Genomic DNA, 21,507 nt, shown 5'->3' with positions numbered 1-21,507 from the left:
GCCTCGGTTATGCAATGCAACCCTGGTCGAATGACCTGCTGGCCCTTCCGTTTTTATGATTAGAGAGTCGCATGAGAAAAATTGACCCGAAGCTCATGATGCGAGCGGTGTGGCAACTGCGTGTGAGACGCAGGCCCTTCGTGCTCTCCCACACTGTGAACACGGCCTGCAACCTCAGATGCAGCTTCTGCCCTCACTGGCGGAAACGCAGACGCGAGATGAGCTTCGGGGAGATCACAGGGATGCTCGATGATGCAGCGCGATTTGGGATAGGCGCGTACAATGCCTGGGCCACCGAGCCCTTGCTGCGGGATGATATTCCGGAGATCCTGAGGCACGCAAGATCTCTGGGAATGATAACCTCTCTGGTGACGAACGGCATCCTTCTCAGAGAAAGGATGGAAGATCTCGAAAGCCTCAACTATCTCACGGTCTCTGTGGACGGGATCGAGAGCCTCAGGGAGATCAGGGGTATTGGTATTGAGGAGATCATGGATGGCATCGTGGAGGCCAGGAGGCGGGGCATCGAGGTTCTGATGAACTGCGTCATCAGCGCTAAAAATCTCGAAGAGCTCACATCTCTCGTGAGACTGGCAAAAAAGATCGATGCATGGATCTCATTCGAGCCGCTCCACGAGTTTGATGAAGCAGAGTTCGAGGATCTGAGAATCGGAGATCTGGAACGCTACAGATCAGCGATCGGGGAACTGATCGATCTCAAATCAAGAGGCGCTCCGATCATCAACTCCATCACATACCTCAAGATGATACAGAAGAGAGAGCCTGGGTTCAGGTGCCATGCAGCTGATCTCATACTCCATGTATCATCAGATGGATACGTTTACATTTGCCGCGTCCATGAGGTGCCTGTAGGCCATGTATCCCAGGGCATATCAAATGTCTGGCGTGATTCCCGCGAGATGCGAAAAAGGATATCAGATGGCTGCAGTGGCTGCCTGTTCTTCGGCTATATCGAGAACAGCCTGCTCTACGATATGGTTCCCGAGGTCATATTGCACTACGAGTGGATGTAGCTAGGCGATGAGTTCCTCATAGCCGATGCAGCTCATGAGAGCATCTTTCTTATCGCCTATCAGCTCCTTCTCCCTGCTCAGGATATCGCGAACAAGCGGGACTATCGGCACATCGCCGTCCCAGTTCTTCAGGAGTATCTCATCGGATCCTGTCGCGGTGCGAACCTGATCAGCGACCATGGCGCACAGGAATATGTCATCCACATAACCCTCTGCTCCGTGCGATTCTTCAGGGATTATATCTGATGGCAGTATGAAATACGCTATCGCCGCTATGACCAGCTTCCACATGCGCCTGGGCAGCTCTGGATCACCGAGCATTCGGCTCATGAGCCTGTAAAACGCAGGGGCGTATCTCACGAGATCACTGTGCTTTCCCTCATACCCCTCTATGTCCTTCTCGAGTATCTTGTCGAATCTATCCAAGGAGTGCCCTCCTTGAAGGCCCTTGATGGAAATTATTACCGGGGATAATTAACCTTTCCGCCGCCACTCTCAGTGTGATCTGACAGGCGCATGTCAACAACCAAGAACGTGTCCGAATAAGGATTGGGTGTTTATGATTGTGAAGAAGAGGGGGCGATCCAGATTTCTGGGCACAGCTCTTATCCGGACAGGTCCACAACCAATCACGAAAGGTTTTTAATTCAGGCCATGGCTACCTCGGGGAGCATGGGAAAGACAGGAAGTGTAGTCTGGCAGAAGATAAAGGGCCGAAAGGGACAGGTCCGCATGGTACCGAGCTCAGAAGTAGCCTACAAGAAGCCTGGCCCCCTTCACAAGTACACGTCCAGCGGTTCCAGGCGCAGATGGATGAAGAGGTCTGAGAAGGCTGCAGCCACAAGGTAAAACCCAGCTTGTTCTGGTTCGATATGGAGAGGTAGCTCTCAAGGACAGCTGGACCAGGTCGAGCTGGGAGCGTATCCTGAGGGCGAACATATCTCATGATCTTCGCGCGGCAGGTATAGACTTCAGGATGACATGTGAGGGCGGGAGGATATACGTCCACACCTCGGATGAAAGAGCGCCCTCCACGATCTCCAAAGTTTTTGGCGTGGTTTCGGTCAGCCCCGCCTACAGCGTGAGTCCCAGGATGGCTGATATCTCCAAGCTCGCTGTGGATATCGCAATGATGCGCTCGCCGGGGAGCTTTGCCATAAGGGCGAGGCGGGCTGGAGGTGAGATGCCCAGCGGGAGGATAGCCGTGGAGGTCGGAGCTGCGGTCCAGCGTGCCACCGGTGCCGATGTCGATCTTGATAATCCGGATCTTGAGATATTCATCGAGGCCCGCCCGGACAGGGCGCTGGTCTTCACAGAGATCGTGAGGGGCGTTGGAGGCCTCCCCCTGGGATCGCAGTCCAGGATGCTCGCGCTGATCTCCGGCGGCATAGACTCTCCAGTGGCGGCATGGCTTATCATGCGTCGCGGATGCCCTGTAGCGCTGCTCCACCTCGATGTCTCGCCATATGCTGACTCCATAGAGCAGGTGGTCAGACAGGCAGAGGTGCTTCAGAGCTGGATGTCTGGAAGGCGGCTCGATCTGGCGATCGTGCGCAATGCACGCGCGATCGAGATGATCTCATCAAGATACCCGAGGGAGACCTGCGTTCTGTGCAGGCGTCTGATGTACCACATCTCCACTCTCGTGATGAAGCGGCTGAGAGCAAAGGGCATCGTGACAGGATACTCCCTCGGGCAGGTGGCGTCCCAGACCCCTGAGAACATAATGGCAGAGCAGGTTGGGATCGAGGCGCCAGTGTACCATCCACTGATCGCGATGGACAAGACCGAGATCATCGAGCTGGCGCGCAGGATAGGCACATACGACATATCAATCGGATCACAGCAATGCCGGGCAGCGCCGAAGAAGCCTGTGACGAGGGCAAGGTTAGAGGAGATACTGAGAATCGAGGGGGAGCTTGGTCTGAGAGATCTCGCAATGGAGCTCGCTGACGGCGTGGAGATTGTAAGAATAAGGAGATAATATTCTCTATGATAAACTTTTATATTCACAGCGGACAATACATTGTGACTGAAAATGCCGACATGTGGAGAATGCAGGTTCTACCAGCCTATCGATGACAGTAAGGGGATGTGCACCACCTTGGGAAATGAGACCCAAGCTGGCAGGGACTCCGACCGGTGCCCGATGAGGATGTTTCAGCCGAAGCGCTGAGCACGTGAGTTGCTTTGCTTAAGAATGGTATCAGAGATAGCGCTGCAGATCTCTTTGAGTCACACCTCCTTGCGCTTGCGCGGCATCTCGATGCGTTTGAGCTCCAGTGTTGTCTTCACGATCTCATCTATCATCTCATCCAGCCTCTCCAGGAACGGACCGGTCGCAGAAGTGGTGATCGCCCCCGGGGCAGAGGCAGCTATGAGCCCCTCCTGCTCGAGAACCCTGAGAGAGTAGCGCACCTTGTGGCTCGGTATCTTCGTCTCCTCAGCCAGCTTGAGAATGCCTATGGGCTCGTTCTCCACCACGCACTTCAGTATTATCAGGTGCCTCTTGAGCATATCAAGCTCGCTGGTCACCTTCTCTGCCAACATTCATTTTCACGTCCTTTGTCTCAGTACCGTGCGCGCCTGCTCAGGAAGTCGATCCCGTGCTTCGATACCACGCGCCTCCCCTCGTCCCTGCCGAGTATCTGCGGGGAGGAGACGCCGGTCACCACAAGCATTGTTCTTATCGTGCCCTTGAGCTCAGGATCTATCTGAGCGCCCCATATGATCCTCGCATCGGGGTTGATCCTGCTGTAGACCTCCTCCACCACCATCTCCGCATCCGCGATGGTCATGTCAGGCCCGCCAACGACATTGACAAGCGCTGAGGTCGCACCGGAGACATCCACGTCAAGCAGAGGGCTGCGCAGAGCCCTCATCACGGAGTCTCTTGCCCTCTCCTCGCCGTCCGCCTCCCCGAGGCCTATCATCGCCACGCCGCCATGAGACATGACCGTCTTGACATCCGCAAAGTCGAGATTGATCAGCCCGGGCCTGGTGATCAGCTCTGTTATCCCCTTCACAGATCTCATCAGTACCTCGTCTGCCACCTTGAATGCGGCCTGCAGCGGCACGTTTGGCGCGACCTCCAGGAGCTTGTCGTTCGGAACGACAATGACCGTATCCGCGGACTCCCTCAACCTCTTCAGCCCTGCTTCGGCATTCGCCATCCTTATCGAGCCCTCTGCGCTGAACGGAAGGGTCACTATCGCTATGGTGAGGGCGCCAGCTTCCCTTGCAGCCTCAGCGACCACAGGTGACGCACCTGTGCCTGTCCCCCCACCAAGGCCGCATGTGATGAATACCATGTCAGCCCCCTGGACAGCTGCCTTTATCTGCTCGATATCCTCCTGGGCGGCCTCCTCCCCGATGGCCGGCAGACTTCCAGCTCCCAGGCCTCTGGTAGTCCTCCTGCCTATCAGGAACCTCCTATCCGCATTGATGTGGAGAAGGTGCTGAGCATCTGTGTTTATCGCATAAAGCTCAGCCCCCTGGATGCCCGCCTCCGATAACCTGTCTATTGTGTTGGATCCCCCTCCACCGCAGCCTATCACCCTTATGACCGTGGTGAGCCCCTCTAGGATCGAGACCAGATCCTCGTCTGTGGCGCTCGTGGGTTCAGCCCTTCCCTCCCGCTCGGCCCTGCTCAGAGCCTCGTCGATTATGGACTTCATGCCATCCCCTCTACATGCTTGTTTGGTTTTACTGTGCAATTAGTATATAGATTTTTTGATAGTGAAGCTGGGATTACAGGGATAATATATCCACATAGCATTTAACAGTATCCTGCTGGTGCACGGCAAAATCATCATATATATGGTTATAATTTTTATCTGTAATCAAAATACGTGCCATGTAAATGGATGTTATATTGTTATCCGTATCTCCGACAGGATTCTCATCCGCATGCGATCGTCCTGTGGCTGAATGGAGGATGTGACTAAATCCCACGCGCCTCCACATTCCTGAGCTCCTTGAGGCGCTCTATCTGGCGCATGGTTCGCTCTATCTCCTGAAGCTTCTGGTCCTCCAGATAGTTTATGATCTCGTCGATATTCTTCTCGAGCCTGTATATCCTGTAGGGCCTGCCCTTCCCAGGATTCTTCTCGTCCCTCTCGGAGATCCAGCCAAGCTCCCGGAGCTCCCGCATGGCGATGCTCACCTCCGGCTGCCTGAGATCGGAGTTTGTCTCTATATCCCTGGATGTCGCCTCGTCCACCCCTGCGAGATATGTGAGAACCTTGGCAACGTTTCTCCGGAGCCCGATATCCATCAGTATGGAAGAAAACTCCTCCTGCTCGTCACTGGGGTCGGGCAGTGGTACCTTCTTCAACCCCATCACCACAGGAGATACGAGATTGTTCAATATATATATGTTTCGTGGAAATTAATTGTAACGCGCTTTGTAGGGGGCTTTGTAGGGAGTTGTGATTCATTCAATGATCAGGGAAAACCTATATCTCCCTTAGCTCAATACTGGGGTTGGTGTTCATAGTTGCCCACAGATAACGATCCCATTCTGGTCACATGTGGTCTGCCATATGCAAACGGCCCGGCCCACATAGGACATCTGAGAACGTATGTTCCTGCGGATATATTCGTGAGAGCTCTGAGGAGGATGGGACACGATGTCCTCTTCATATGCGGATCAGATGCACATGGCACTCCTATCGTGGTCAATGCCGAGTCGAGGGGAATGAGCCCCAGGGAGCTTGTGGAGTTCTACCACAAGCACTTCGAGGATGTCTTCAGGAGCATCAACGTCAGGTTCGACTACTTCGGATGCACAGATGATCCATCGAATCATCACAGAACTCAGGAGATCGTGAGGGCTCTGATGGAGAGAGGTCATGTTTACCCCAAGGAGATCGAGCTGGCGTACTGCCCGAGATGCGAGCGGTTCCTCCCTGATAGATACGTTGAGGGAATATGCCCGTACTGTGGTGTGCCTGCGAGAGGGGATGAGTGCGATCAGGGCTGCGGAAGACACCTGGAGCCTGGAGAGATAAAGGACGCGGTATGCAAGGTCTGTGGCACCAGGGCGGAGTACAGGAAGCAGACGCACTACTTCTTCAGGCTCTCCGCATTCAGGGAATTCCTTCTCGATTACCTCCAGAGGCTGGGCGGTACTGCCAGTGCAAGGAACTACGCGCTTGAATGGGTCCGGCAGGAGCTCAAGGACTGGTGCATAACAAGAAACATGAGCTGGGGAGTCAAATTTCCTGGAAGCGAGGATCTCGTCGTTTACGTCTGGGTCGATGCGCCCATCGGCTACATCTCATTCACAGAGGAGTGGTGTAAAGCGCACGGTGTGCCCTGGGAGAGGTACTGGCGCGGGAAGAGCCGCATAATCCACTTCATAGGCGGGGATATAGTCTACCATCACTGCATATTCTGGCCAGCCATGCTCGAAGGCGCTGGATACACGCTCCCAAGCGATGTCGTCGCGAGCGGCATGCTCAAGATCGACGACAAGAAGTTCTCGAAGAGCCGCGGATATGTCGTTTGGGTGAAGGACGATTATCTCGATCAGGGCCTTGAGCCTGATTATCTCAGGTACTACCTGGCAAGCTACACATCTCACACAAAGGAGGTGAACTTCTCCTGGAAGATCCTGCAGGAGAAGGTGAACACGGAGCTTGTGGGCGCCTTCGGCAATTTCCTGAACAGAGCTGTGACATTTGCTGTGAAGAACTTCGACGGAAAGGTACCGGAGGGTGAGCTGGACCCTGAGGTCATGAAGAGAATAGAGATGAGTGTCGGGGATGTATCCTCGTCACTTATGGAATATGAGTTCAAGAGGGCATCAGATGCGGTGCTATCACTCGCTGATTACGCGAACACATACTTCCAGTCGCATGAGCCGTGGAAGCTGATACGCTCTGATCGGAGAGCAGCTGGCTCTGTGCTCAGAAACTGCCTCCAGATGGTGAAGGCGATGATCATACTCATGGAGCCGTTCATGCCCTCCAGGATGGCGGTCGCCTGGAAGCAGCTCGGTATGGAGTCTCTTGATGATATACAGTTCAGAGATGCTGTTCAGCCCATACCGGAGGGTCATCCCCTTGGCACGCCCAAGATACTCTTCAGCAGAATCGAGGACTCGACTGTGAAGAGGCTTGAGGAGATCTTCAGGGAGCGCGTCCGCAGGGCTGAGGGTGCTGGAGAGAAGGTGAAGGAGAAGCCAGTGATACCGTTCGACCAGTTCAAGGCGCTTGATCTGAGGGTGGGCACAGTTCTTGAGGCAGAGAGGATAAAGGGATCTGATAAGCTCCTCAGGCTGATCGTCGACATAGGTGAAAAACGCCAGATTGTGGCGGGAATCGCGAAGATGTACAAACCCGAGGAGCTTGTGGGCAGGCAGGTGGTGGTCGTTGCAAACCTTGAGCCTGTAAAGATCTTCGGCGTGGAGTCGAGGGGGATGCTGCTTGCGGCAGACATAAATGGAGATGCTGTGCTCCTCAAGCCTGATAAAGAGGTTCCAGCCGGATGTGGAATCAGGTAATTCGCTGAGGTGTTGAAGGATGCTTGAGGTCGAGGGAGTCTGCAAGACTTACGATGTAAAGGGGCGGAAGATTCTCGCTCTGAAGGATGTCAGCTTCAGCGCAAATGAGGGTGAGATCCTCGGGATCGTCGGGAAGAGCGGCGGTGGCAAGAGCACCCTCATGAGGATACTCAGAGGCATAGAGGATTTCGATGCTGGCAGGATCGTCATAGACGGCCTCGAGATCACCCCTGAGTCCGGTGAGGACGTCAGGATGCAGCAGCGGAGGATAACGGCGATACACCTCCAGCGTGAGTTCGGTCTGTGGACGGAGTCCGCGATAAAGAATGTCGTGAGGCGAGTGTATTCCAGAGAAACGGGCTACGAGGCTCTTCCCATACCTGAGGATGCGAGATACGACGAGTACTACGAGGAGGCGAAGGGTTTCCTGGAGCTCGTCGGTCTGGGGCACAAGGCAAACCATCTCGCAACGATACTGAGCGGCGGGGAGAAGCAGAGGCTGCTGATAGCGAGACAGCTCGCCAAAAAGCCCAAGCTGCTTCTGCTTGATGAGCCTGCCACAATGGCATGCCCGAAAACGAAACAGGAGGTCCTTGATACAATAAAGAGGGTCAACGAGGAGCTCGGCCTGACAACGCTTGTTGTATCACATCTCCCTGAGATACATAGGTACCTCGCAGATCGCCTGATCTGGCTGGACGGTGGATCGATCAGGACGATCGGCGAACCATCCAATGTGCTCAAGATGTTCCTATCCAAGATCGGTCCGGCCGTGCCTCTTCCGCCAAGGCCTGAGCCGCCTGAGCCGGAGATACTGGTGAGACGGCTCTTCAAGAGAAATTATCTCGTTGGAACGGGTGAGGTCCTCAGGATCTCCAATCTGAGGCTGAACATAAACCGGGGGGAGACGACTGCCATAATAGGATCGAGCGGCGCGGGCAAGACCACACTGCTCACGATGATCGAGGGCCTCAGGATGCCGGATGATGGGCATATCTATTACAGACATGAGGATGGGTGGGTCGACATAACCACATACTCGCCCACCAGGATGGAGATCAGGAGAAGGCTAGGCATAATGTACCAGGAGTTCGCCCTGATGCCCCACGAGACGATCCTGGAGCAGATAGCGTATAAGCTTGGAGTCAAGGGGCAGCATGTGATCGAGTACGCCAGGGAGGTTGCAGCTGAGATAGGGATAAGCGATCGTGTTCTTGACATGCTCTACACGCTCACAGATATGCGTGAGGATGAGGCCAAGGCGGTTCTCGAGAGGCTGGGCATTGGGAGAGATGTTCTCTCAGAGCTCTTCCCGAAGTTTCCAGATACAGAGGCGAGGAGGTTCGCGGAGCCTGTGTTCAGGATAATGGACCTCGACACCTCCATCCTCGACAAGTACCCTGAGCAGCTCAGCGGTGGGGAGAGCGTCAGGGCGTCGCTCGCGATACTGCTCGCTGCAAATCCTAGCATACTGATACTGGACGAGCCCTTCGGTGATATAGATCCGATCACTCTCAGAGACGTGGCGAACGCCATGAAGAGGATCCAGGCGAGGTACGGCACGACCATCATCATCGTCAGCCATCATGTGGACCTCGTGAAGGAGGTCGCCCACCGCGCGATCCTGTTCGATAACGGGGAGATAGTCGCGGATGGGGATCCTAAAGAGGTTTGCGACATCTTCGTTGAGAGATGCGGCGCGGAGTACCTGAGGGAGCACTGATTTGAGGATCTGCAGCGAGGAGAGGGTTTCGTGGACGATCAGGTGGAGGAGATCTTCAGGCAGGTCTCAGATAGGATAAGCGTTGAGGAGTTCGAGGCCAGGGTGAACGAGAAGGTCTCCCTGATGGGCGGGCTCTGCGATCCGCTCACTGCAGCCATGCTGGTCGCACATGAGCTCGGTGCTGGCGAGATCCTGACGAAGATAAAGGATATCAGGCCCGAGTCAGGGGCTGTCACATTCACAGGCAGGGTTGTTCATATCTCAGAGGTGAGGGAGTTCAGCCGGTCGGATGGATCCATTGGAAGGGTCGCGTCTCTTACAGTGGGTGATGAGACCGGGATGATAAAGGTGACACTCTGGGATGATGCGACTGATCTTGTAGTCTCAGGGGATATCAGGGTCGACCAGTGCCTCAAGGTCAGAGGCTTCCCCAGGCTCGGAAGATCTGGGACGGAGATAAGCATCGGCAGAGGCTGCAGCATCCAGGAGATCGACAGCGACATAAAGGTCAGGGTCGAGCCTCTGAAGATCGCTGAGATCAGGCCGGATATGGGCGAGATCAGCATAATCGCAAGGGTAATAGATCCTGGGAAGGCTAAGGAGTTCACCAGAAAGGATGGGTCGAAAGGGTTCGTCAGAAGCATGCTGCTCGGCGATGATACTGGGAGCATAAATATCACGCTCTGGAACGATCATGCCCTCATCGATGCTTCGGAGGGGGATGTTCTCGAGGTGATCAACTGCAGCTCCAGGGAGAGATACGGATTCATCGAACTCCAGACCAGCAGGTACACGGTGATAAGAAAGAGTTCCTCTGAGATCAAGTACTCCGAGCGCTTCACGCCCATCGCGGATCTCAGGGTGGGGGAGATCTGCAATATAGCTGGGTATCTCACAGGGATCGGTGAGCTAAGGGAGTTTCAGAGGGACGATGGCACAAAAGGATATGTCACGAGCATAAACGTCACAGACGAGACAGGACGTGTGAGGGTCTCTCTCTGGGGGGATCTTTACCGGCTGCTGGAGAATGCGGATCTCGGCTGCAGGGTCGAGATCATGGGCGGACAGGTGAAGAACGGCTGGAACGGCGAGCTGGAGGTCAGCTGCGGCTGGAGGAGCAGGATCACTTTCGCGCCGCCTGGATAAACGTGTTATATTCATAAGGAGTATGGGTTTCGGATGAAGCTATTGGAGGATTTGCCCGGTGTTGGGCCTGCCACCGCGGAGAAGCTGAGGGAGGCGGGTTTCACAACAATTGAGGCAGTAGCAGTCGCCTCCCCCGGGGAGCTCGTGGCAGCGGCCGAGGTTGGCGAGGCCACCGCTGCGAAGATAATCGCTGCAGCGAGGGAGGCCGCAGATATCGGAGGGTTCGAGACCGGAGACCAAGTTCTCGAGCGCAGGAAGCTCGTCGGCAAGATAACCACAGGCAGCAGGAACTTCGACGAGCTGCTCGGCGGCGGCATGGAGACGCAGGCGATAGTGGAGCTCTACGGCGAGTTCGGCTCCGGCAAGACACAGGTGGCACATCAGCTTGCGGTGAACGTACAGCTTCCGCCGGAGCTCGGCGGCCTGAACGGTTCGGCGATCATCATAGACACAGAGAACACATTCAGGCCCGAGAGGATATCGCAGATGGTCATGGGGCTCAGGGCGATAGATGACCGGGAGTGGCGGCCTGAGGATTTTCTGAAGAACATACATGTCGCCAGGGCCTACAACTCGAACCACCAGATCCTGCTGGCTGAGAGCGCCATGGAGCTTGCAGAAAGCCTCAGGGAGACCGAACACCCTGTGAGGCTCCTGATAGTCGATTCTGTGACTGCGCATTTCAGGGCCGAGTACGTCGGCCGCGGAACCCTGGCCGACAGGCAGCAGAAGCTCAACAAGCATCTCCACGATCTCATGAGATTCGCGGATCTGAACAACGCGCTGATACTCGTCACGAACCAGGTGATGGCGAAGCCCGACACCTTCTTTGGAGACCCTACAAAGCCTGTTGGAGGGCACGTCCTAGGCCACACTGCGACGTTCAGGGTGTATCTGAGAAAGTCGAAGGGCGACAAGCGGATAGCCAGGCTCGTAGACTCCCCAAGCATGCCAGACGGCGAGGCGGTCTTCTCCGTGACGATGGAGGGTCTCAGGGATTGATTGAGGCTGTGGCCGTCGACATCGACGGTACGCTCACAGACGCGAGCAGAGTTCTCAGCCCTGTCTCCGTGAGCGTGATCAGGGAGCTCGAGGTGCCTGTGATCCTCGTGACAGGCAACACCCACTGCTTCACGAGAGCCGCGGCGGTGCTCTTCGGAGTGAGACACTTCGTCGCAGAGAACGGCGGGGTCATCTCATCGGATGACAGAATAGAGGTCGTCGGCGACAGAAAATTGTGCGATGAGGCGTATAAGCATCTCAAGGAGAAGTTCAACATCAAAAAGTTCGATTCCAGATACCGCCTCACAGATCTCGTGCTGATCCGTGGGTTTGATGTAGATGCGGCCTCCAGGTATCTCGAATCCCTTAACCTCCCTGTGGATCTTGTTGATACTGGTTTTGCCATTCACATAAAGAACAGGGGTATAACAAAGGGCACGGGTCTCCGGAGGATCTCCGAGAGGCTGGGGATTCCAACGAAACGCATTGCGGCCATCGGCGACAGCCCAAGCGACATACCGATGATGGAGATCTCTGGATTTCCGGCGGCTGTTGGGAATGCACACCCTTCAGTCAAATCTGCGGCCAGGTATGTTGCAGATCGAGCATTTGGAGAGGGGTTTGCTGAGATAATCGACCACATGCGCGCTGCCGGCATGATCTGATGTATCTCCACTGCACACCGAGACGCAGCAGCTGTTGCATGCGGCAGGGGATCGCGAGAGTTCCAGGCTGAGCTGCGGTTTCGCCAAGATATATGATGGTGTGGAGCTGCTCTGGGAGATGTACATTCCTGAGCATCATTCCTGAGATGATTTTACTATCTCGGCCCAGTGTTTCTCGCAGATCGCCCACCAGCCAAGTGTCTTCTTCGCCACATCCCTGGCCGCAGGGCAGAATGAGTCAACTGCGAGGTTGAACGGCATGTCCTTCAGAGGTGGATGGAGGGGATAGAGCCTGCAGGTCAGCGGCCTGACTTCGTAAATTCTGCAGCCCTCACTGCTGTCGTAGAAGGGACAGGGCTGCTTCAGTATCCATGTCCCGTCCTCGCCCTTCCTGCACATCGATCTGAGACGCTTCTTCGATCCCAGAAACTCCGATATCCTCTTGATATCACCCCTCTCCAGCACCAGGCCCGCGCCTGGGGTGTAGCAGCATCGCCCGCATCTCCTGCACTTGAAGAGCTCCCAGAAAAGCTCCACGCCCTCACACGTCTCAGCGAAACCCCTGTCTCGGGCAGGTATGGGCAGGGCTATATCGAATGAGGTTCTCTCCCCGAGATCGATCTTCCTCTGCTCTTCTTCCCTCTCGGACCAGTGATCTTTGAGAAAAGAGAGATGCTCGCCACGTCGCTTTTCTTCAAGGCATATATTAGCAAAGAATCTGTGGCAGAGCCATTTGATATCAAATCCGCTGCGCGCCTTCACCGGAGGGAGCTTCATCGCCACCTGTATATTCCCAGGGCACTATGTATACCTTGTCTCCCTCGCGCCTCCCCTTCACGAGCTGGCAGTGCCGCAGGATCGCGATCTCATTCTCCAGCTCCTGTGGCGACAGCCCCAGCTCCGCCTGGAGATCCTCACGCGTGACCTTTCTTGAGCACACCAGATTGTACAGCCTCTTCTGGATCTCCGTGAGACCCTCATCGCCCTTGAGGCCATGCATCTTCCTGAACGTCCTTGCCGAGTACTCGCCCCATGGATCGCACACACGTATCCTGTGGCTCGCCTCGATATAGCAGTCCTCGCAGAGCGTCTCTCCGTCATGGATGTACACATCGTCCTCCTCAAGATCCCGACCGCACATTTGGCATCTCATGTGTTTTTTAGTTATATTCTATGACTTAAAAATGTTACTGAATGTGCCGGGAGCAGCGGTGTTGGCGGAACTGGGGGTCTCAATGTCGCACCGGATCCGACCGGTCATCGTCCTGAACTTCTTCTCGCATAATTCAGAATCAGGAAGATCCTCTGGATCACGGTCAGGTTTGCGAGCAGCGCTGTGATCGTTAACAGGAATATGAGAAGATCCGTGCTGTACAGCCCTGAGATTATGCATGCGTAGAGGAGCATGAGACGTTCTGCTCTCTCAAGAAACCCTCCCATCCTCATGAGCTCCTCCTGGTCTCTGACAAGACCTCTGTGATCTGCATAGGCCCTGACAAAGCTCGTCATCAGGGATCCAAAAATCAGAATCGAAAAGAGCAACGAGATACGCAGGTTGACGCGATCACCTAGGTAGAGCATGAGTCCCAGGATGAGGAGGATCTCCACATACCGATCGAGTACACCATCTACATATGCGCCGAGAAGTGTGACCGTGCTGGTCGCCCTCGCAACCGCTCCGTCGATGACATCCATGGCACCGGATGCGAGAAACATCAGCAGACCTGGAATAAGCTCACCTCTTCCAAGAAGCAGCATGCCTGCGAATGCAAAGGGGAGGGAGAGCAAGGACCACGCTATTGGATGGAGCCTCAGCCTGGCGAAGGGTTTTAGCAATACATCAGTCCTTTCCCTCCTGACAAGCCGGGATCTGAGCATCAGCCCACCTGCTACAGCCCATCCAGGAACGTCTCGATCCTGTCCAGCGCCTCGATGAGCTCCTCCCTGGACGTGGCGTATGAGCACCTCAGGAATCCCTCGCCGCTCTGCCCAAAGACGTTCCCCGGGACAACAGCCACCCTCTGCTCCCTGAGCAGGCGCTCTGCAAAGGCTTCTGATGACAAACCGGTCTCGGCGATCGATGGGAACGCGTAGAAGGCACCCTGTGGCTCTATGCACCGCAGACCTATCCTGTTCAGTCCGGCGACAAAGAGCCGTCTCCTCAGGTTGTACTCGTGCTTCATCTTGAGCATCTCCTCCTCTCCATGCAGGAGGGCCTCGATGGCCGCCATCTGCGACATTATCGGAGCACAGAGCATCGTGTACTGATGTATCTTCGTCATGGCGCCTATGAGCATCGGATCGCCAAGCGCATAGCCTATCCGCCATCCGGTCATAGCATGCGATTTCGAGAGACCGTTGAGTATGATCGTCCTCTCGTACATGCCATCAAGCTGTGCGAAGCTAGCATGCGTGCCGGAGTACGTGAGCATGCCATAGACCTCATCAGATATGACGAGAAGGTCGTGCTCCACAACCAGATCTGCTATGCTCTCGAGATCGCTGCGTGTCATTATCGCGCCCGTTGGATTGTTCGGGTAGCTCAGCACCAGAGCTTTCGTCTTCTCGGTGATCGCTGGTACGATCGATTCCGGAGTGACTCTGAACTCATCATCGATTCTTGTTGGGATCTGTCTGGGCACGCCCCCTGCCAGGATTATGTCAGGAACGTATGCGACGTAGCAGGGCTCGGGCACTATCACCTCATCTCCCGGGTTGAGCGTCGCCCTGAATGCCAGATCCACGGCCTCGCTCACGCCCGTGGTCACGAGTATCTGATCGGTGGGATCGTAGTCGAGCCCAAGCTGCTCCTTAGTGAAATCCGCGATGGCCTCACGCAGCTCGGGCATGCCCTTGTTTGATGTGTATGAGGTGTAGCCGGACTCGAGGGAGTATATGCAGGCCTCCCTGACATGCCATGGCGTGACGAAGTCCGGCTCGCCGACCCCCAGGCTTATAGCCTCGTCCATCTCGTTCACCAGGTCGAAGAACCTTCGGATCCCGGATGGCGGCAGATCTCTCACGGTCTGGGAGAGATGGGACTCAGCATTCCATGCGTGAACCTCTCTGAGAAGAGTCATGCTGTTATCACCAGTCTCTTTGGCTTGGGCCTATCAGTGAGAATGACCCCGTGCTCCTTATAGCTCTTCAGTATGAAATGAGTGCATGTCGACTGGACCCCCTCCAGGGGTGCGATCTTCTCTGCCACAAAGAACGCCACATCTTTCATGGATCTGCCGCGAACTGTGACCGAGAGGTCGTGATCCCCTGATATGAGCCGGACAGACTGAACCTCAGAGAATCTCGCGATCCTCTCTGCAACGGAATCGTAGCCTGTCGACCTCTGAAGGGCCACCTTCAGCTCTATAACCGCGTAAACATAGCTTTCAGATGCCTTCTCCCAGTCTATAATTGTGATGTACTTCCGTATGACCCCTGAGTCCTCCAGCTCCTTTATCTCGCGGGCCACCTCCTCTTCAGTTCTGCCTAGAAGAGCCGCGATCTCCGCTGGCGTAGCCCGTGCATTTTCAGAGAGTATCTGCAGAATCTCGTTCATAGAATCCTGTATAACGATGCACGATCTGATTATAGCCTTTACGCTTGTGGAGGTGTACGTGTCCGAATGAGGATTAGGTGTATCCGAGCTGCAGAGGGTGGTAAGGTCCAGATTTCTGGTCTCAGCTCTTATCATCCGGACAGGTCCGTGGAAGTGTATTTCCATCGCTCTTATCCATATGATGACTTTCCCGGAAAGACAATGGCCCAGGCATGCGTTCTTGGAGAATGAATGAGTGCTTCCAACAACCAGACTACATGTCCTCTAAGTTGTTGAACACACAAGAGCGATTTCCATTTGGTGTAAGCTAGGTGGCTCATGAGGCCGAATCGTCGGAGTTGTGAGCTCTGTACAGCCAGCATCACACGCCTCTACCCCATATGCAAGATTGCCGGTCCGTTGAATCAGAGGGAGAGCAATTTATTTATCCCCTCCGCCACATGCCTGCTGCAACCAGGAGGAGCAGGAAAAGCACAAGAGCTATCCCGAACAGCGGCACCCCTGATACAGGAGGAACTGCAGCATCCACAGTGACATTCTCCATCACATACCCCCTCACGTTATCCGCCTCTGATTCGGGCTGTTTCTCCATATCTGACCCGACACCCTGAGGGATTGTGCTGTTCTCCATGTATGGATGCCTCGAACGCGAGGAGCTACCGGACTTCACAGCATGGCCGGTCGAAGACGTTGTGGTAGAAGGAAGCATTCCGCTCATGTACTCCTTCAAAAGAATATTGCCGCACGTGTGGTGGCAGCACGCAATCCCGTAATCCTCGACCAGATCTCTGTACTCCTCAGCGAGATCCTCCAGAACCCCGGCCGATGGATGCCATCTATCCTTTCTCGCTGTCTCAAGAAGCCTCGCATCCATCACCTGCGCAGCCCACGGATTGTTCTCCCTGAAGAACTCCTGCAGCCCCAGATTATATCTATCCTCAACATAGATATCGTGAACCTCGTTCCAGGTGTTCTCGCTCACAAGCTCAGGCACCGTGGTCTCCCATCCCCACAGGTACTCGACGAACCTGTCCATCTCTCTGGCCCCAGAGTATCCCTGCTCCATCATCCCCTGGATCCATTTCGGGTTGTAGTACCTCGTCCTTAACTCCCTCGAGAAGAACTCGCCCAGCTCATGGACACGTTCCTTTCTCGGATCTCTCACATCAGTGACGTACATCTCCGGAGTGGAGCCGGTCACTGTCCTGACTGCAAGAGCTATGCCTCCAAGATATTGGAAGACATCGTCGTTATCGATGAATCCGTAGAGGTTGGAGTTCGTGTGATGGACAGCTGCATCCACATCTCTTAGGTTTGCGGTGTAAACCTCCATCTGCTGCTCTAAGGACAGAGATCTGCCCGAATCGAACCTCCCGCCCCATATACCATCGCCGTAGATGTAGGACATCCTGGATATGAAGAGGCTGCCAAGCTCTGAATCGTTCTCCCATCTGTCGCTCGCAGATACCGGCGCGTCAAGGTTGGGGCCGTATGTGCCTGCAGCCTCCAGGAATATCCGGGATCTGGAGAGAAACTCCGCATCCTCTGCGGTGTAGTTGCCTGTCTGGAGAAGCATATCTTTCAGGATCTCTGAGTTCTCCCTGATGTAATTCGGATATGTTGCATCTGTGTCGTTTGCAGCGAGCCGTATGGCCTTATCTATGAGCCTGAGCTTTTCGGGGAAGAGATCTCTGTAAAGACCGGACGGAACCACAACGACATCTATCCTGGGCCTGCCCAGCTCTGATAATGGTACAAGCGCGACATCGCTCACTCCGCCGTATGCATCATAAACAGGCCTGGCACCGATGAGCTGGAGGATCTCAGAGTCGACCACCCCATGATCTGTCATCGCCCAGGCCCATAGGACTATGGCCATCTTTCTCGGGTATGTGCCGTTGTGCTTCAGCCTGTACTCATCGAGGAGCTCCTCAGCGAGTTTTCTCCCCACCTCCCATGCGGCAGGCGTAGGAACCCTTCGAGGATCCACAGACCTGAAGTTCCTACCTGTCGGGAGCACCTGCGGATCCCTTATCGGATCGTCAGCTGGCGATGGTGGTATGTAGCCTGCGCTCAGGGCATTCGTCATGTTTGTGAGCTCATTCTCACAGCTTCTCAAACCATCAGCGTATATTCTCGAGAGGTTCAGGATCTCTGTCAGGTTGGAGCCGGTCTCTCCGAGAAGATTCTCCTGAGCAGTCTCTGGAGATGAGCCGTTTATCACGACCTCGTAAAGAAGAGAGGAGGATACGTTCTCGATCCGATCTACATCAGAGGAGTTGAGCGCCCCCTCGATCTCCTTGATGTACGAGTCGCCGAGCATCGACCGCACCATGGCAACTAGCGAGTCGTTCTCGTAGGGCTGGCCGAATGTGTGCAGCCCATAGGGCATGAAAGAGCTCTTCAGCTCCTCCAGATAATCCTCAAGCTCTGGCAGGAACTCTTCGAACGCAGCAGGCTCCTGAAGAGCGCTCAGGTTCGCGCCGAGATCCTCATCCAGATGGAGGTCTCTGCATGTTTCCAGTATCTTCATCCTGTACTCGTCCTTTACGCTCTCGTTGAGCACGTTCCTGTACTCGTCCACGCTCTCCTTCAGATCCGAGAGGTTTCCGTAGAGGCCTGCAGCGACTATTGGTGGAGTGAGGTGAGAGATCATCACAGCGTCACCACGCCTCTTCGCCTGAGTCCCCTCCGCGATGTTATCCACGATGTAAGGGTAAACAACAGGTACGTCCTGAACGAGGAGGGCAGGCCAGTCGTCTCCTCCAACCACTCCCTCTCTGCCGGGAAGCCACTCCTGGGTTCCATGCTTGCCCAGGTGGATTATGGCGTCTGCGCCGAATTCGTGCTTCAGCCATAGGTAGAATGCTATGTACTGATGGTGTGGAGGCACATCTGTGGAGTGGTAAAGAACCGTCCCGTTCTCAAGCCACCCCCTGCTCGGCTGCGGCAGCAGTATCACATTTCCGAATGACAGCTTCGGTATGACCATGTACGAGCCGCTGGAGTTCCTGAAGACCATGATGTCCCCAGGCGGTGGACCCCAGTGATTAACGGCCTCCATCTGCCGGTCCTCGGGAAGCTCCTCGAACCACTGGATGTACTCCTCTGCGGGGATCAGTGTTGCGTTTCCCCCTTTGACCATCGCGTCCAGCTCTCCGGGGGCCCATGTGCCCACGTTCGTGCCTTGATGGGCCAGGAGATCCACCAGGACCTTCTCATCAGGAACATCACTCTCGATCCTATACCCCAGCCTCTTCATGTGCTCCAGGATATTTCTCAGGCTCCTCGGGACGTTGAGGTAGCACCCCTCGATGTTGTCCTTCCCGCCGCCGTGGTTGTAGTAGATTATGGCAACCCTCTTCTCAGAGTTGGGCTTTTGCAGCCTGATCTGCGCCATGGCACGATCCGCAATCCTCTCCACCTCAGGCTCTATGGAGGAGTACACGGTATCGTTCTTGCCCGAGATCGCGATGGGATCGAAGATACCATCCATCTCAGGGAGCGCGACCTGGAAGTAGAGCTCCATGGGGTTGATACTGGAGTTGGTCCATTCCATGGGTGACTGGTAGTAGAGCCGCATTCCGCGAAGTACCGGCACGTTCAGCGACTCCAGGATCTCCACGCCTCTATCAGGATCACCATAGCTCAGACGGAATGACTTGGTGACAATGGCAAGGTCGACCAGAGAGGTGTTGTTCAGAACAAAGAACCTCTCCAGAGAGGATGCATTCGAGAAGCCTATGCATATGACATTCGCGCCCCTTCTCTCGAACGCCCTGATCAGATCGATCCTGTCTGGCTGGCCCATATCTCCGTAATAGCTTGCGATTCCAACAGTCGGGGCGCTGGTGTTGTAACGGTACCATTCCATGTAAGAGGTTATATTCTCAAACAGATCCGGAGCGTCAGGATGGTAGATGTACTCCTTCGGCGCAGGCATGGGCGCATCAACCATCACATCGACTCCGCAGAAATGCGCAGCCAGATATGCGATGAGCCGGCGCATGTTCTCCACTCCGCCGTACTCCCAGTAGAGCTCGATATCAGGATGGGCGCTCAGGTTCACGCTCGCAAGATTCTGGTATCCAGGAGAGTTCAGGAGCACCACGGGCACGCCCCTTCTCTTCGGCTCCTCCAGTAGAGTTTCAAGCACTGATGCAGAATCGCTGCCGATCATCTCCAGAAAGATCAGACTGTATTTGGAGAGGTTCATCTCTGGATCAAGCATGTCAGGCGATGTGAGGGTTATGTTCAGCGGCACATCTCTCATCACCTCCCGGAGGGACGGCTGCTGGCCGACCGTGACGAAGAGCGCATCCGGTTTGCTCAGCCTGGCGGTGATCTCGATCCTGGGACAATCCTCTGGCCTGGAGTTCCTCTCCCCGTAGTAGAAAACCAGACGATCTCCGTCATTCAGCATCGCAGACTCCGGTCCGGTTAAAGGCACGGGCTCATCGGGATAGTTTACCCAGTACCTCCAGGCTCTCTCTTTTGTGGAGACAAGATCTCCTATCGACTCGACCGTCAATCCGTAGATGCTGATAAGGGAATCGTTCACGCTGACGTTAATTCCATTCGAGGATGCGAATGATATCAGCGCCCCCAGCGCGCTTTTCATGCTGATGGTGTAAACATCGCCCTTCACACTCACATTCAGGCTCTTGTTTTCGAGAACAACCTCGCCGCTCCAGAGCAGATCTTTCTGAAGGGAGCTGAATGCGTATAGCCTCCCATCATCAGCTCCTATGAACAAGATCCCATCAGATGCTGAGGGCGAGGACATGATGTACTCATTCACAGTATACATCCACACAACCGATCCATCGGATGCATTTAGCGCGTAAACAGCTCCTCCATCGGTATTGGTGCCGAAATATATCCTGCCGTCCAGGAAGAGGGGCGAAGATCTCACGGGTCCGTTAACCTCAGTCTCCCAGATCTGAGAGCCGTTTGTGTCAAGACAGACCACATGCCCATCAGCCGTTCCCACATAAACGCGGCCGAATGCGATCGCTGGGGTTGATTCTGTGCCGTTGATGCTCCTTTGCCAGAGGGTGCTGCCAGTGGTGGCGTTCAGGGCCGAGATCGATCTCTCCGTTACAAAGAATACTGTGCTGTTCCAGATAGCAGGGCTTGAGGTGATAACAGCATCTGCAGGCGTCTTCCATACGATCTTCTGTGTGGTGGCATTGATGCAGTAGAGAGCAGGATCCCCTCCGGGGAAGTATATCCTCTCTCCAGATGCGGCAGGGGATGCGAACGGCGATACGGATCCTGTCGATACATTCCAGAGCTCATCGCCATCCAGACTCAGCGCATGGAGCGCACCATCGGAGAAGCTCATCACGTAGAGAGTACCGTTCTCGATGAGAGGGGAGGATGCGACACCCCAGTACTTCGGGTCCCGCTCTATGGTTCTGTTCCACAGAGTTTTGCCAGTAAGAACATCCACACAGTAGATCTCACCGGTCAGTGAGCCTGTGAAGACCTTGTTACCAAAGACGGCTGGTGTTGATGCCCCGCCCTTTCCGCCTACTGGGTTTATCCAGAGAACCGTTCCGTTTCTCTCATCGATGCACGCAAGCCCCAGCTCTCCCTTGAAGGTCATGTCAGGCCAGTTCGAGACGAAGACCCTGCCGGATGAAATCGAGGCCGATCCACCTATGTATCCATGGCCGGTGAGGCTCGTGCTCCACAGGAGCTCAGGCGAATCAGGACCTGAACCGCTAACATTGCCGCTCCTCTGGTTATCGCCATGGAACGTCACAAACTCCGCGCTCGCCTGCAGCATCAGCGATATGATCAGGGCGAGACCAAGATTAACGACAAAGAACGAATGTTTGGTTTTTAAATTCCTCATAAACCAGTTC

General features: G+C 55.0%; 18 protein-coding genes. 8 read left to right on the top strand and 10 right to left on the bottom strand.

From position 1 onward, the window contains the following. Positions 1-71 precede the first annotated feature (71 nt). Positions 72-1,034 (top strand): radical SAM protein, encoded by a 963-nt coding sequence (locus MTHE_RS04655; RefSeq protein WP_011696077.1) that lies wholly within the window; start codon positions 72-74, stop codon positions 1,032-1,034. Here the strand turns inward: MTHE_RS04655 and MTHE_RS04650 are convergent, their stop codons facing one another. After that, on the bottom strand, positions 1,035-1,460 hold the full coding sequence (locus MTHE_RS04650; protein ID WP_011696076.1) for a YkvA family protein: 426 nt from the start codon (positions 1,458-1,460) through the stop codon (positions 1,035-1,037). Between the two features lie 246 nt (positions 1,461-1,706). Between MTHE_RS04650 and MTHE_RS04645 the strand changes: the two genes are divergently transcribed. Beyond that, positions 1,707-1,883, top strand: coding sequence for a DUF5350 domain-containing protein (locus tag MTHE_RS04645; protein WP_175265802.1), 177 nt, complete (start codon positions 1,707-1,709; stop codon positions 1,881-1,883). After that, positions 1,858-3,018: a tRNA uracil 4-sulfurtransferase ThiI gene (thiI, locus tag MTHE_RS04640; protein ID WP_327036618.1), complete on the top strand. Its 1,161-nt coding sequence runs from the start codon at positions 1,858-1,860 to the stop codon at positions 3,016-3,018. The genes MTHE_RS04645 and thiI overlap by 26 nt, the downstream gene beginning before the upstream one ends. Positions 3,019-3,269: 251 nt before the next feature. Here thiI and MTHE_RS04635 read toward each other — a convergent pair whose 3' ends face one another. From MTHE_RS04635 to MTHE_RS04625, 3 genes are all read right to left on the bottom strand, one after another. Continuing rightward, a complete protein-coding gene (locus MTHE_RS04635) occupies positions 3,270-3,581 on the bottom strand; it encodes a winged helix-turn-helix transcriptional regulator (RefSeq protein WP_175266031.1) in 312 nt (103 codons plus the stop codon). 23 nt (positions 3,582-3,604) lie between these two features. Further along, on the bottom strand, positions 3,605-4,711 hold the full coding sequence (ftsZ, locus tag MTHE_RS04630) for a cell division protein FtsZ (protein WP_011696073.1): 1,107 nt from the start codon (positions 4,709-4,711) through the stop codon (positions 3,605-3,607). Between the two features lie 266 nt (positions 4,712-4,977). Continuing rightward, entirely contained in the window at positions 4,978-5,370 is a 393-nt protein-coding gene (locus MTHE_RS04625; RefSeq protein ID WP_011696072.1) for a TrmB family transcriptional regulator, read from the bottom strand. A 162-nt stretch (positions 5,371-5,532) separates the two neighbouring features. Between MTHE_RS04625 and metG the strand changes: the two genes are divergently transcribed. Genes metG through MTHE_RS04600 form a run of 5 tightly spaced genes read left to right on the top strand, consistent with a single transcriptional unit; the run spans position 5,533 to position 12,078 of the window. Beyond that, entirely contained in the window at positions 5,533-7,542 is a 2,010-nt protein-coding gene (gene metG / locus MTHE_RS04620; protein ID WP_011696071.1) for a methionine--tRNA ligase, read from the top strand. 19 nt (positions 7,543-7,561) lie between these two features. After that, positions 7,562-9,265, top strand: coding sequence for an ATP-binding cassette domain-containing protein (locus tag MTHE_RS04615; protein WP_011696070.1), 1,704 nt, complete (start codon positions 7,562-7,564; stop codon positions 9,263-9,265). Positions 9,266-9,295: 30 nt separating this feature from the next. Next, positions 9,296-10,411: an OB-fold nucleic acid binding domain-containing protein gene (locus MTHE_RS04610; protein WP_011696069.1), complete on the top strand. Its 1,116-nt coding sequence runs from the start codon at positions 9,296-9,298 to the stop codon at positions 10,409-10,411. A 33-nt stretch (positions 10,412-10,444) separates the two neighbouring features. Then, on the top strand, positions 10,445-11,413 hold the full coding sequence (radA, locus tag MTHE_RS04605; protein WP_011696068.1) for a DNA repair and recombination protein RadA: 969 nt from the start codon (positions 10,445-10,447) through the stop codon (positions 11,411-11,413). Continuing rightward, complete coding sequence (locus MTHE_RS04600) at positions 11,410-12,078, top strand: phosphoglycolate phosphatase (RefSeq protein WP_011696067.1); 669 nt, start codon at positions 11,410-11,412, stop codon at positions 12,076-12,078. Before radA ends, MTHE_RS04600 begins: the two co-directional genes overlap by 4 nt. 135 nt (positions 12,079-12,213) lie before the next feature. On the opposite strand, the gene MTHE_RS04595 is transcribed toward MTHE_RS04600, so the two are convergent. The 6 genes from MTHE_RS04595 to MTHE_RS04570 form a co-directional block, all read right to left on the bottom strand. After that, positions 12,214-12,855: a YkgJ family cysteine cluster protein gene (locus MTHE_RS04595; protein WP_175265801.1), complete on the bottom strand. Its 642-nt coding sequence runs from the start codon at positions 12,853-12,855 to the stop codon at positions 12,214-12,216. Further along, on the bottom strand, positions 12,818-13,231 hold the full coding sequence (locus MTHE_RS04590; protein ID WP_011696065.1) for an LIM domain-containing protein: 414 nt from the start codon (positions 13,229-13,231) through the stop codon (positions 12,818-12,820). The genes MTHE_RS04595 and MTHE_RS04590 overlap by 38 nt, the downstream gene beginning before the upstream one ends. 104 nt (positions 13,232-13,335) lie before the next feature. Further along, positions 13,336-13,956, bottom strand: a complete 621-nt coding sequence (locus MTHE_RS04585; protein ID WP_011696064.1) for a CDP-alcohol phosphatidyltransferase family protein — start codon at positions 13,954-13,956, stop codon at positions 13,336-13,338. A gap of 11 nt (positions 13,957-13,967) precedes the next feature. Next, on the bottom strand, positions 13,968-15,158 hold the full coding sequence (locus tag MTHE_RS04580) for an aminotransferase class I/II-fold pyridoxal phosphate-dependent enzyme (RefSeq protein WP_011696063.1): 1,191 nt from the start codon (positions 15,156-15,158) through the stop codon (positions 13,968-13,970). Next, entirely contained in the window at positions 15,155-15,634 is a 480-nt protein-coding gene (locus tag MTHE_RS04575; protein WP_011696062.1) for an Lrp/AsnC family transcriptional regulator, read from the bottom strand. The genes MTHE_RS04580 and MTHE_RS04575 overlap by 4 nt, the downstream gene beginning before the upstream one ends. 424 nt (positions 15,635-16,058) lie before the next feature. Beyond that, positions 16,059-21,497 (bottom strand): cobaltochelatase subunit CobN, encoded by a 5,439-nt coding sequence (locus tag MTHE_RS04570; protein WP_011696061.1) that lies wholly within the window; start codon positions 21,495-21,497, stop codon positions 16,059-16,061. Positions 21,498-21,507: the final 10 nt, after the last annotated feature.

Source organism: Methanothrix thermoacetophila PT (assembly GCF_000014945.1).
Taxonomy (GTDB): domain Archaea; phylum Halobacteriota; class Methanosarcinia; order Methanotrichales; family Methanotrichaceae; genus Methanothrix_B; species Methanothrix_B thermoacetophila.
Note: the sequence above shows the minus strand (reverse complement) of the source record. Positions and strands in the feature narration are given on the sequence as shown.